The sequence below is a fragment of the Nannocystis sp. genome, from assembly GCF_016714285.1.
GTDB lineage: Bacteria > Myxococcota_A > Polyangia > Nannocystales > Nannocystaceae > Nannocystis.
Genome location: NZ_JADJNN010000015.1, coordinates 84,585 through 96,192 on the forward strand (window position 1 = coordinate 84,585; position 11,608 = coordinate 96,192).

Below are 11,608 nucleotides of genomic sequence, written 5' to 3' on the forward strand. Positions count from 1 at the left end.
CCCGCCGCGCGCCCGGGCCCCCCGCCCCCGAATCAGTGGATCACGACCATGCTGCCCGGCGCCCCGTCGTGCGCGTTGACGCCGTGCCAGCCCTCGGGGACAAAGGGCGTGGTCCAGTAGAACAGCCAGCGCGCGTCGCTCGGGCCGAGGTTGACGCAGCCGTGGCTGCGCCGCTCGCCGAACTTTTGGTGCCAGAACGCGCCGTGCAGCGCATAATTCCCGGAGAAGAACATCGCCCACGGCACGTCCTGGATCGAGTAGCGCCCGTCCGACGCCGCGTTCCCGTCCATCGACGACGAGATGTGCTTCGCGGTGATGCGATAGCTGCCCTTCGGGGTGAGGAACGGCTCCTCCGGCGTGCCGCGCTTGCCCGACGAGATCAGCGTCGCATACACCGGGATATCCCCCTCGTACGCCACCAACAGCTGCCGCTCGAGGTCGACGTCGATCCACCGCTCCCACGCCTCCACCCCATCTGGACGGGTCGCTGGCGCGGCCAGCCGCATGTCGCCCCTGCGCACATAAAGCCCGTCCGAAGTCACGAGATACGGCCGCCCGCCGATATCCTCCTCCGCCGCGAACGCGAGGAATTGCCGGTGCTCGAGCTTGCGCTTCCACTTCAACGCGCCGTCCTCACCCCGCGCCGACGCCGACGCCCCGCGCTCGGCCCACACGAAGCCGAAGGCCACCCGCGCGTCCGCCGGTATCTCGCCCCCGTGAAAGTCGCCGGTCCCCTTGCGCCCCACCCGGCTCGCCTGCACATATCCCCCGCGCGCCGTCTTCCACCAGGAAGAACCCCCCTCGCGGATCTTGTCCGCCAGAGTCACCACAAAGCCCGCCTCCATGAACGGCGTCTGCGAGTTCAGCGGCAGCCGGGCCCGCTTGCGCGCCAGCAGCCGCTCCTTCTCCTGCTCCTGCTTCTTGCGCTCCGCCGCCCGCTTGCGCGCCGCCGCCTCACGCCGGGCGATCGCCGCCTTCTCCTCCTCCGTCAGCTCTACCGGCGGCGCCGCTTCCAACCCCGACGCCCCGGCCTCGGCCCCCGGCTCCGCCCCACCCGCTGGCTCCGCCGCACGAGCTGGCTCCGCCCCGCCCGCTGGCTCCGCCGCACGAGCTGACTCCGCCCCGCCCGCTGACTCCGCCCCGCCCGCAGGCTCCGGCGTACTCGCTGGCTCCGCCCCGCCCGCAGGCTCCACAGCGCCCGCAGGCGCATCGGGCTTCACATCCGGAGCCCGCGACGGCGACGACTTCCCCGGCACCGCCGCCTCCACAGCCGCCGCATCCTTCGCTGCCTGCGCCGCCGCGATCGCCCGATACTTCTGCCCCGCGAGCATCACCTCCTCCGCGTCCGGGATCCGCCACCACATCGGCGTCCCGTCGGCGACGATGACCCCATAATCATAAGGGATCGGCGCGTCGACCCGCGGCGACGGCGGCGGCATGTACAGATATGGCGCCTTCTCGGCGTCGACGATCAGCCCCTTGCTCGCGCACGCATATCCGCCGGCCGCCAGCGCGTGAAACCCCTTCTCGCAGCCCTCCCCCGTATCGTCGATCTTCGGCGTCACCATCGCCCGCGCGCCGATGCGCAGATATCCCAGCCGCGGCGAGCTCAGGTCCGGCAGCGAATACACCGCGACCACCTCGAAGCCCGCCAGCGCGTGCACCGTCCGCTCGCCGTCCCCCGGCGGCGGCCTCGGCGGGCGGATCGCCCCGAAGTCCTCCGGCGGCCCGCCAGGCACGGCCGGGACGATCGGCGGCGTAGCGAGGTCCTGCGCCGCCCGCTCCACCACCTCGCTCGCAACACCGCCCGAGGTCCCCTCCGCCCCAATTTCCGGCCTACCCGACAACGACGCGAGCTCCCGCGCCCGCTGGTCCGCCGCCACCGCGCGCTCGTCCGCCGCCCGCACGCCGTCCTCGCAGCCGCCCTGCGCCAGCAGGACCACCAGCGCACAGCAGCTTCGCCAGCGAGACATCGCGCGCAGGTAATCGCGAACCCCGCATCGCTGTCAAGCGCCGCCTGGCGCCGCTCGTGCGACACTCCCCGCGTGACCTCGCACCGCGGCCGCCCCGGCCTCCGCCTCGTCCAGTGCGCCGCCGGCCTCGCCCTCGCCTTCGCCGGCCTTGAGATGGGTGAGCGCTACATCTCGCGGCTCCCCGACCACCGCGGCTTCTACCTCGTCCCCGTCGACGACCTCACCCCGACCACCGCCCCCGCTCGCCCGCGCCACGCCGTCCTCATCGTCGCCGACGGCCTCGGCCTCGCCCCTGCCCGCGACATGCACAGCGTCGCCCGCCTCGCCGCCGCCGGCCAGTGCCGCGAGACCGACGTCGGCCCGATCAGCGTCTCCCGCCCCGTCTACGCCGTGATCTCGACCGGCCTCGAGCAGGACCGCACCGGCGCCCGCAACAACGACGAGCAGTCCCCGCTCGCCGCCGAGTCGATCTGGGAGGTCGCCCGCACCAGCGGCCTCGAGGTCGCCGGCGTCAGCGACGTGGCGTGGTGGCAGCAATTGTTCCCCCGCGGCTTCGACCGCTACCTCACCCTCCCCGACGAGGCCGACTCCTTCGCCGCCGCGCAGCTCGCCGACCTCACGCTTATCCACGTATCCAACGTCGATCATATGGGCCACCAGCACGGCGGCGCCTCGCCCGAGTACGCCGCGGCCGCGGCCCGCGTCGACGATGAGCTCGGGAGATTCCTCGATCGTATCGACCTCGGCCGCGACCTCATCATCTTCACCGCCGATCACGGCCACTCGCCGACCGGCGGCCACGGCGGCCCGACGCCGGAGATCGCCCGCGTCCTCACCTGCTTCGCCGGCCCCGGCGTCGCCCACCGCGAGCCCGGCCCCGTGATCCAGAGCCGGACGATCGCCGGCACCCTCGCGGTCCTGCTCGGCCTGCGCTTCCCCAGGCACATGCGCGCCCTCGAGGACGACCTCGACGCGATCTTCACGATCGTCGACGATCGCAGCGCCCCCCCGGCCTACCTCGCCGACCGCCGCGCCGCCATCGAGCGCTTCCGGGCCGCGAATCAGGCCAGCCTCACCGGCTGGCTCGGCCACCCCGGCACCTGGTCCGACCTCTACACCCGCGGCGCCCGCGACCAGCTCCTGCGCGCCGGCCTGGTCGCATTCATCACCCTCGCCATCTTCGCCGTCGCCGCCCGCCGCCGCCGCCTCGGCCTGCGCGGCGCCCTCGGCCTCGCCGCCGGCTGCCTCGCCGTCGCCGCGGCCACCGTGCTGCTCCACGTCCTCGTCCTCGGCAGCTTCGACTGGACGGCGATCAACCTGCGCGAGCGCTACCTCGACGCCGCCCCGCGGATCTGCGCCGCCCCGGCCCTGCTGGCGATCGTCCTCCACCGATACTTCCTCGCCGACGACAACCGCCTGGTCGCCGATCAGCTGACCCTCGCCGCCCTCGGCCTGGCGATCAGCCTCGCCCATATCTACACATTCGCCTGGCCGCTCGGCTTCCCGCTCCCCGGCCCGGCGCTGCTGCTGCTCCCCTTCCTCGCCGCCTTCTTCGGCGTCATCCACGGCCTGCTCGCCGCCCTGCTCGCCGCGATCGCCCTGGTCCGCCGCCGCTGATCCACCGATTCACCGCAGCCGGGCAGAGATTCCTCGCCGCCCTCCGGACTCGCTATCCACACACGATCCGGACCCGCGGCGCCCCAGCGATCGCCCTCCGACGACGCCCGCGCCGCGCCGCGCAGCTCAGCGCGACTCCGCCTCGGGTCCGCCCTCGATCACGAAGATCTCACGCAGCCGCTGCTCGAGCCGCGCCGCGACCTCGGCCCGCAGGTCCGCGTCGCCGCGCAGCGAGTCCACCGAGCGCGCCGTCGCGGCCATCAGCTCCGCGTACGCCTGCATCTGCTGCAGCGACGCGTCGACCACCGCCTGGAAGGTCCCCGCCACCAGCGCGCGCACGAACTCGGGCAGCGCCACCTCCTGCAGCAGCGCCCCCAGCCTGGGCCCCGTCCGCAGCCCCTTGCCCGCCCGCGGCGGCCCGGCCTTCGGCCGCAGGAACGCGGCGACCACGGCCAGGTCGGCCGCGACGCGGTGCCGCTGCGCCTCGGCCAGCGCCTTGAACGCCGGCGCCTCGCGCAGCAGCCCGTCGATCGTCTGCAAGCTCTCCCGCATACACCCACCCCTTCGGCTGGCGCGAGCATACTCCACAGCCGCGGGCGAGGGCGCGCCCCGGCGGCGCGATCACGCCTGTCGTTCCGGACATGTCCCTTGGGCCACGAACGCACATTGCCGCGGCGCCGCGGCGCCGCTACTGCAGCGTCACCACGCCGGCCGCGTCGACGACGAAGGTCAGCTCCTTGCGCAGCAGCGAGAAGCTGTCGTGCGAGCGCGACAGGTTCACCGTCGCCGTCGCCTCCGGCTGGCCCTCGGGGATCGACAGCAGCAGCCGCAGCGTCTGCGGCGTGCGCGGCGGGACGAAGCCGTCCCAGCGGGTGTTGCCATCGTCCACGTTGAAGTGGCGAATGTACGTCTCGGCCACCAGCTTGTTGCTCTCCTCGAGGCCGACCACCCGCAGCTTGAGCACCAACTCGACCTGCCGCGGCCCCTTCGCCTCGTACCCGAGGTCGATCACCAGCTCCGCCTTGTCCTCCTTCACGGTGTCGCTGTACAGGGACACCGGCCCACCGGCGCTCTTGTGGGCGCAGGCCAGGACAGACGCGAGCAGCAGGGGCACGAGGCGGCGCATGAGCTCGCGTTTACCACACTCGTCGAAGCCCGCGTCAGCGCCCCGCGACCCCGACAAGAAACACCGTCGCGAGCCCGCCGGACCGCTCCCTGCAACCCGGGTTGACAGCCGGGCCAGGCGGCGATAGTGGGCGATCTCGCGCGGATCCCCCGCGGAGCACCCCCCCATGACACAACGCAACGGATACCCCGACGGCGCCCCCTGCTGGGCCGACCTCAACACCCCTGACCTCCCGGGCGCCAAGCGCTTCTACGGGAGTCTGCTCGGCTGGACCTTCGACGAGGGCGCCCCCGAGTTCGGCTACTACACCATGGCCCGCGTGCACGGCGGCACCGTCGCCGCCATCGCGCCCAAGCAGCCCGGTATGGACATGCCCTCGGTGTGGAGCGTGTACCTCAAGAGCGCCGACATCGATGAGACGGCGCGGCGCATCACCGCCGCGGGCGGCAAGCTGATGGTCGAGCCGATGGACATCCCCGGCTCGGGGCGGATGCTGTTCGGCTTCGACCCGACCGGCGCCGCCTTCGGCGTGTGGCAGCCCGGCAATCACCGCGGCGCCGAACGCTTCGACGAGCCCGGCGCGATGTGCTGGCACGAGATCAACACCCGCGACGGCGCCCGCGCGGACGGCTTCTACGGCGCGCTCTTCTCGTACGAGCAGCAGCAGATCGGCGACGGCGCCAAGTTCGACTATACGATGTGGAGCATCGACGGCCACCCCGTCGCCGGCCGCCTGCAGATGACCGAGGAGTGGCAGGGCATCCCCCCGCACTGGAGCACTTACTTCGTGGTCGCAAACTGCGATGATAGCGCGAAGCTCGCCGGCGAGCTCGGCGGCAAGCTGTGCCACGGCCCCTTCGACTCGCCGCACGGCCGCATCGCTGTGATCGACGACCCCTGGGGCGCCACCTTCTCGATCATCCAGCGCCCGCCCGCGGCCGCCTGATCGTCGCCGCGGCACGCCGGGCTGCGCTGACCTTGCGCAGCCCGGCCTCGATGTCGCTGCCCCGGAGCTCGCGGAGGTCGACGGCGTGCAGCGACCCAGGGCGCGATCCTGGTCCGAGCATACGCCCGCAACCGCGACGGCCGAGGGCGTATGCTCCTCGCCGCATGCGCCGCCTCCTGCCAGCATTCTGTCCCGCGCTCCTGCTCGCAGGCTGCACCGCCCCCGCGTCCCCCCCGGTCGCCACCACCGCCGCGACCGCATCGACGCCCGCGGCCGCCACCACACCCGCGACACCCGCGATATCAACGACACCCGCGACACCCGCGACCCCGGAAGAACCCGCGACCCCGGACCAACCCGCGACCCCGGAAGAACCCGCGACCCCGGAGCAACCCACAACCCCGGAGCAACCCACAACCCCCGGAGCCCCGCGGCCATCGACGACGCACCGCCCGCCTTGCCGCCCGCGGCCCCGGCCGACGCCCGCTTCCAGCTGGCAGCCTACCGCGACGGCGAGCTGCGCCTGCACCTGCTCGGCGACGCGATCTTCGTCAGCGGCGCGGCCGGCCTGGCCCAGCTCGATCCCCGCGGCGATCACCTCGTGCCCGTCGAGTACGCGCTCGCGGGCCAGACCCCTCCCGACTGGTACTTCGACGAGTGGCTCCTGACCGGCCTCGGCGGGCGCTGGCCCGACAACGCGTGGTTGACGACCGAGTCCCACGTGTCGCGGTCGAGCACGCCGCCGCAGCTGCACCGCCGCGAGGGCAGCTTCTGGAGGCCCCAGAGCACCAAGGAGGGCATCCTCCACCGCACCTACCCGACGATCATCAACTGGCACTCGGGACAGGTGCTCGGCCTGCGCCTCTACCGGGTCGACCCCGCGATGTACGACACCGGCTCCGAGCTCTCGAAGGCGCAGCAGCGCCGCATCGACAGCGCGCTCGCGCGGGCCCGGCCCGGCTTCGACCTGCTCGCGGCGACGCCCACCCCCACCGCGATGATCATCGCCCCGGACCTCGCGCCGATCACCGCCGCGGCCGCGCCCACCGGCGAGCTGTTCCTGCTGGCCCGCAAGGGCCGCCCCGAGGCCGGCGCGCCGCAGGTCCAGCGCTTTGGCCTCAGCGGCGACGCCGCGATCTCCGGCACCGTCGACGCCCTGCCGAAGGGCCTGCAATGCGAGCTCCTGGCCGTCCGCGCCGCCGACGAGGCCTACGTCGCCTGCGCCCGCGCACGCGGCCCGGGCCGCGCCTACCTGGCCCGCTTCAATGGCAGCACCTGGTCCGAAGTACCTGCCCCAAAGGCCATCTCCTTCGTCGACCTCAGCGTCTCCCCCGCGGGCGAGCTCTACGCGGTGCTAGCGACCACCCAGAGCACGCGTCAGCTGTGGCACCGCGCCGCCCCCGACGCGGCGTGGCAGCAGGTCGAGCTCCCCGAGCTGCGCTTCGCCGACCGCGGCGCCCCCGAGTGGGCCTTCGCCCCCGTCGGCCACGAATTCACGCTCCAGCCCGCCGACCCCGAGGCCGCCGCGCGCAGCTGGCCCGTGCGCCCGCTGCAGGTCCTGGCCCGCCAGGGCGGCGACGTCTGGGTGGTCGCCGACACCGATCTCGAGCGCGAATCGATATCCTCGTACATGACCGTGCGGCACGTCGTGCTGCGCGCCGGCAAGGTCCGCCAACCACTGCGCATGCTGCCCGACGGCGACCTCGCGCTCGAGCTGCTCGACTGGCGCCCGGCCCCGGCCTGGACCCCCGTCGGCTGCGGCGACGAGGGCGAGAACCGGCCGGCCTTCGTCGCCCTGCGCACCCTGCCGCGCGACGCCCCGCGCAACCAGCCCGAGCCGCTGCTCGCCGCCTTCATCGCCGACAACAGGGCGCTGATGCCGTCGGTCGCCCGCGCCGTCGAGGTGTTCCGCCGCGGACGCCGGACCGTCGGGCTGTATGTCCAACCGAGCGACCAGGCCAGCGCCGACGCGCTGCTCGCCGCGCTGGGGCGCGCCGCGCCCGACGAGCCGCACAAGCTCGAGTGCCGCCAGCCGCGGATCCGCCGCGAGTTCGACAAGACCAGCGGACAGGCCCTGCAAGCGCCCGCGCTGTGACACGCCAGACGGCCCACGCACGACCGGCGCCGCGTCTTCGAGACCTGGCTCTCGGGACAGCCCCTACCGCGGCGAGCGAGCCGCGACAAGCCCCGCCAGCGCCCTCACCAGGCCGGCTCACCGCGCCCGTCGCCGCAGCTCGCCGACGCCGAGGATGAACGCCGCCGTGAACGCCTGCGCCTGCACGAAGGCCCGCCGCGACGACGCCCCGCCGTGCCCGCCATGCATCTCCGTGCGCAGGAGAAACGGCCCCCCGCGCCCCTGCGCCCGCGCCCGCGCCACATAGCGCGCCTGCTCGTGGTATTCGACCCGGCTGTCCGCCAGCGACGACAGCACCAGGATCGGCGGATACTCGCGCGCCCCGAGGTTGGTGTACGGGCACCAGCGCCGCATCACATCATAGTCCGCGCGCACCCGCGGGTCGCCCCACTCCTCGTACTCGATCGTCGTCAGCGGCGCGCTGGCGTCGGCCATGGTCCCGACCGCGTCGAGGAAGGGCACCCGCAGCACGGCACCCGCGAACAGCTCCGGCCGCGCGTTGAGGGCCGCGCCCATCAGCCCCCCGCCCGCGCTCTCGCCCGCGATCACCAGCTGCCCCGCGGTGGTCCGGCCCTCCGCGATCAACGCTTCGGCGACCGCGATCAGGTCGCCGGCCGAGCGCTCGCGCAGCCGCACCCGCGCCGCGTCGTGCCACGGCTCGCCCAGCTCACCACCGCCGCGCACCCACGCGATCACGAAGTCGACCCCGCGATCCAGCAACGCACATCGCGTCGGGTCGTGGTCCGGATCGTAGACCGACCCGTAGGCCCCGTAGGCCTCGAGCAGCAGCGGCCGCGGCCCCAAAGGCCCGGCGCCGGCGAAGTACAGATATTGGATCTCGACCCCGTCGGCCGCCCGCGCCGCGCCGATCGTCGCCGGTGTCGCCCCGGCACCGCCGCAGGACCCCGTCGCCGGCCGCTGCTGCAGCAGGGTCTGCCGCCCGTCGGCGAGCTCGATGTCGAGGGTCCGCTCCGGCTCCTTCACCGACTCGACATATACCCGCAGCCGCGCCGCCAGCGGATCGGGGTTCTCGCCGACCGTGATCGTCACCAGCCCGCGCGTGTACACGTCCGCGTCGGCCCCCTCGCCGACCCGCGTGCGCCCGCCAGTCGCGAGGTCGACGACCTCGAGGCCCGGCCGCCCGCGCTCCCGCTGCGACAGCACCAGCTTGCCCCTGAATGCATCGACATCGGTGATCGCCACGTCGGCCCGACCGGGCACCAGCGGCCGCCAGCGCGCCGGCCGCGGGTCGTCCTCGGGCGCCGTCATCACGCGAAAGTTCGGGGTTTCGTAATTGCTGCGCACATAGAAGGTGTCGCCCGCGTGGTCGAGGTCGTACAGGTGCCCGGGCCTGCGCGCCGCGATCGTGACCCACGGCGTATCACTCCCGGCGGGGGCGTCGGCCCGGGCCACCCGCGCCTCGCTGGCGCCGTACGAGTCCGCCGCGAGGATGAACCACTCGCCCGAGCGAGTGCGCCGCACCGATAGCTCATACTTCGCGTCGTCCTCCCGCAGCACCAGCGGGTCCGGCCCGGTCTCGCCGCGGCGATGGCGGTGCAGGGCATACGAGCGAAACGCGTCGTCGCGCACCGTGTACAGCAGCTCGGCCCCGTCGGCGCTCCACGCCGCCGAGGTGACGCGCTGCAGGCGATCGGGCCCCAGCGCCCCCGTCTCCAGGTCCTTGATATACAGCGTATAATTCTCGGCGCCGATCTCATCCGTGCTGTAGGCCAGATAACGCCCGTCGTCCGACAGCTCGAACAGCTCGAGATCGAAGAACGCCTTGCCGCGGGCCAGCGCCTCCGGGTCGAGCACCTGCTGCGGGGCGGCGCCCGGCGGCGCGTCGACGCGCCGCCGCAAGTACAGGGGGAGCTCGCGGCGCCGCTCACTCCGCGTCCAGTACAGCCACGCCCCGCGCCGCACCGGCACGCTCTCGTGATCGACGTAGGTCCCCGCGTCGATCTCCCGGGCCAGCGCCCGCATCAGGCCCGCGTACGGCCGCATCAGCGCCGCCGCGTACGCGTTCTCCGCCGCGAGGTGCCGCCGCACCGCCGGGTCCTCGCCACCGGCCCGCAGCCACGCGTACTCGTCGTGCCGCGCCTCGCCGTGCAGGGTGACCACCACCTCGTCGACCTGCCTGGCCGTCGGAGCTCGCGGCGCCGCGAGCAGCAGGGAGAGCGCGACGACGGCGAGCGGAGCGGGCACCGCGACACTTTGCCGGCCGCGCGAACGACCAGCAAGCCGTCGCTTCGATCTCGCAAGGGTCACGACGACCAAAATGGTCGCCGCGGTCGCCGGAGCGGTCGCCGAAGCGGGGCCCTGTCAGCGCTCCGTCTCGTACCAGGTCTGGGTGCGGAAGAACGGGCCGAGGTAGCCGCGGATCTTGATGTTGCCGTCATGCATCCAGATCTTGCAGCGGTAGGTCTTGTTCTTCTCGGGGTCGAAGACCTTGCCGTGCTCCCACACACCGTCGGCGTCGCGGTCCTCGAGGCCCCACACGACGACCATGCCCTCGATCGGGGCGTTGTAATCGTCGCCCTCGCACTTGTCACACAGCGCGCCGGGCCTGAGGAGCAGCTTCTCGACGCGGCCGTACAGCTTGCCCTCGACCTCGTAGAGCTTGACGATCGACTTGGTCTCGCCGGTCTCGTCGTCGACGGTCTTCCAGTAGCCGTGCGGGGTGGTCCGGGCGAAGGCCATCACGGTCGAGGCGACCAGGGTCAGGGCAGCGGCGATCGTGACAGCGGCGAATTTCTTGGTGAGCATGGGTCGTGATCCTCCAAAGACAGCGGCCCAGTGTATCGCGGCTGGGCGGCCCGTGACAGGACCCCGGGGACCGCGTCACCGCGCGTGCGAACGCGAGCTCAGCGGCGGCCACGTCGTCGGCCACAGCACCTCGACCAGCGTGAGCCCCTCGGGCGGCGCCGTCGCCCCGCTGCGCTGGCGCTCCGGCCGGGCCAGCAGTTCGGCCACTTGCTCCGGCGGGCGGCGACCGAGCCCGACCTCCACCAGCGTGCCGACCATGATGCGCACCATGTTCTGCAGGAAGGCCTCGCCGCGCACCTCGACCTCGACGATCGCCGCCGGGTCGTCCACCAGGCACGGCGGGTCCGCGGGCAGCTCGTCGCGCGTCGCCTCGCCGCGCACCGTCACCGCCTGCATGCGCCGCACCGTCGTCCGCGCCTGGCAGCCTGCGGCGCGGAAGCCCGCGAAGTCGTGCTCACCCACGAAGTGCTGCGCCGCCGCGTGCATCGCCGCGACGTCGAGGCGTCGTCGCGGCAGGTGCCACTCGCCGCGGGCCGTCTGCGGCAGCCGGCGCGCCCCGGTGCGGATGCGATAGCGATAACACTTGCCGAGGTTCCAGAAGCGCGGGTCGACCTCGCCGCCGTCGGCCAGCGTCGCCTGCCACACCGCGAGCACCGCGAGGTCGCGCGGCAGCTTGCCCTGCAGCCCCAGCAGCACCCCGCGCTCGGGGATCTCGAGCGGCGCCTCGTAGCCCGCGATCTGCCCGAGCGCGTGCACCCCCGCGTCCGTCCGGCTCGCCCCCCGCGTCCGCACCGGCTGGCGATACAGGCCGGCGAGCGCCGCCTCGAGCTCACCCTGCACCGTCCGCAGCGGCCGCGAATCGCCAGTCCCACCCGCATGGGCTCCGCTCGCCTGGCGCGCGAAGCCATGAAAGTCGGTGCCGTCGTAGGCCAGGCGCACGAGCATGGTCATGGCAAACGGCGCGCACGATGGCGGCAGGGCATCGCCCTGTCAAGCCGACCGAGCACCGCGACGCGCCGACCGCTCGGAGCTCAGACCTTCGCCAC

9 protein-coding genes are annotated in these 11,608 nt (G+C 73.3%); 3 read left to right on the plus strand and 6 right to left on the minus strand.

What is annotated here, in order from left to right; translation table 11 throughout:
- Positions 1 to 32 precede the first annotated feature (32 nt).
- Positions 33 to 1,973 carry a L,D-transpeptidase gene (locus IPJ59_RS24445; RefSeq protein WP_293273516.1) on the minus strand — a complete coding sequence of 647 codons (1,941 nt, stop codon included), beginning with the start codon at positions 1,971 to 1,973 and terminating at the stop codon, positions 33 to 35.
- Between the two features lie 72 nt (positions 1,974 to 2,045).
- Between IPJ59_RS24445 and IPJ59_RS24450 the strand changes: the two genes are divergently transcribed.
- On the plus strand, positions 2,046 to 3,590 hold the full coding sequence (locus IPJ59_RS24450; RefSeq protein ID WP_293273517.1) for an alkaline phosphatase family protein: 1,545 nt from the start codon (positions 2,046 to 2,048) through the stop codon (positions 3,588 to 3,590).
- 126 nt (positions 3,591 to 3,716) lie between these two features.
- Here the strand turns inward: IPJ59_RS24450 and IPJ59_RS24455 are convergent, their stop codons facing one another.
- Together IPJ59_RS24455 and IPJ59_RS24460 are read right to left on the minus strand one after the other, a co-directional pair.
- Positions 3,717 to 4,130, minus strand: coding sequence for a hypothetical protein (locus tag IPJ59_RS24455; protein ID WP_293260958.1), 414 nt, complete (start codon positions 4,128 to 4,130; stop codon positions 3,717 to 3,719).
- 148 nt (positions 4,131 to 4,278) lie between these two features.
- Positions 4,279 to 4,716, minus strand: coding sequence for a hypothetical protein (locus IPJ59_RS24460; protein WP_293260961.1), 438 nt, complete (start codon positions 4,714 to 4,716; stop codon positions 4,279 to 4,281).
- Between the two features lie 166 nt (positions 4,717 to 4,882).
- Between IPJ59_RS24460 and IPJ59_RS24465 the strand changes: the two genes are divergently transcribed.
- Complete coding sequence (locus IPJ59_RS24465) at positions 4,883 to 5,662, plus strand: VOC family protein (protein WP_293260964.1); 780 nt, start codon at positions 4,883 to 4,885, stop codon at positions 5,660 to 5,662.
- A 457-nt stretch (positions 5,663 to 6,119) separates the two neighbouring features.
- Positions 6,120 to 7,757 carry a hypothetical protein gene (locus IPJ59_RS24470; protein ID WP_293273518.1) on the plus strand — a complete coding sequence of 546 codons (1,638 nt, stop codon included), beginning with the start codon at positions 6,120 to 6,122 and terminating at the stop codon, positions 7,755 to 7,757.
- A gap of 117 nt (positions 7,758 to 7,874) precedes the next feature.
- On the opposite strand, the gene IPJ59_RS24475 is transcribed toward IPJ59_RS24470, so the two are convergent.
- The 3 genes from IPJ59_RS24475 to IPJ59_RS24485 all read right to left on the minus strand — a co-directional run bounded on the left by IPJ59_RS24475 (position 7,875) and on the right by IPJ59_RS24485 (position 11,507).
- Entirely contained in the window at positions 7,875 to 10,001 is a 2,127-nt protein-coding gene (locus IPJ59_RS24475; protein WP_293273519.1) for a prolyl oligopeptidase family serine peptidase, read from the minus strand.
- A 117-nt stretch (positions 10,002 to 10,118) separates the two neighbouring features.
- Positions 10,119 to 10,562: a DUF2147 domain-containing protein gene (locus tag IPJ59_RS24480; RefSeq protein WP_293260973.1), complete on the minus strand. Its 444-nt coding sequence runs from the start codon at positions 10,560 to 10,562 to the stop codon at positions 10,119 to 10,121.
- A gap of 75 nt (positions 10,563 to 10,637) precedes the next feature.
- Positions 10,638 to 11,507, minus strand: coding sequence for a tRNA pseudouridine synthase A (locus tag IPJ59_RS24485; protein ID WP_293273520.1), 870 nt, complete (start codon positions 11,505 to 11,507; stop codon positions 10,638 to 10,640).
- Between the last annotated feature and the right edge of the window lie 101 nt (positions 11,508 to 11,608).

Excerpts from the sequence above, each read along its gene's own strand:
- IPJ59_RS24460 (WP_293260961.1), bottom strand. The coding sequence starts at position 4,716 with ATGCGCCGCCTCGTGCCCCTGCTGCTCGCGTCTGTCCTGGCCTGCGCC.
- IPJ59_RS24465 (WP_293260964.1), top strand. The coding sequence starts at position 4,883 with ATGACACAACGCAACGGATACCCCGACGGCGCCCCCTGCTGGGCCGAC.
- IPJ59_RS24480 (WP_293260973.1), bottom strand. The coding sequence starts at position 10,562 with ATGCTCACCAAGAAATTCGCCGCTGTCACGATCGCCGCTGCCCTGACC.
- IPJ59_RS24485 (WP_293273520.1), bottom strand. The coding sequence starts at position 11,507 with ATGCTCGTGCGCCTGGCCTACGACGGCACCGACTTTCATGGCTTCGCG.
- IPJ59_RS24445 (WP_293273516.1), bottom strand. The coding sequence starts at position 1,973 with ATGTCTCGCTGGCGAAGCTGCTGTGCGCTGGTGGTCCTGCTGGCGCAG.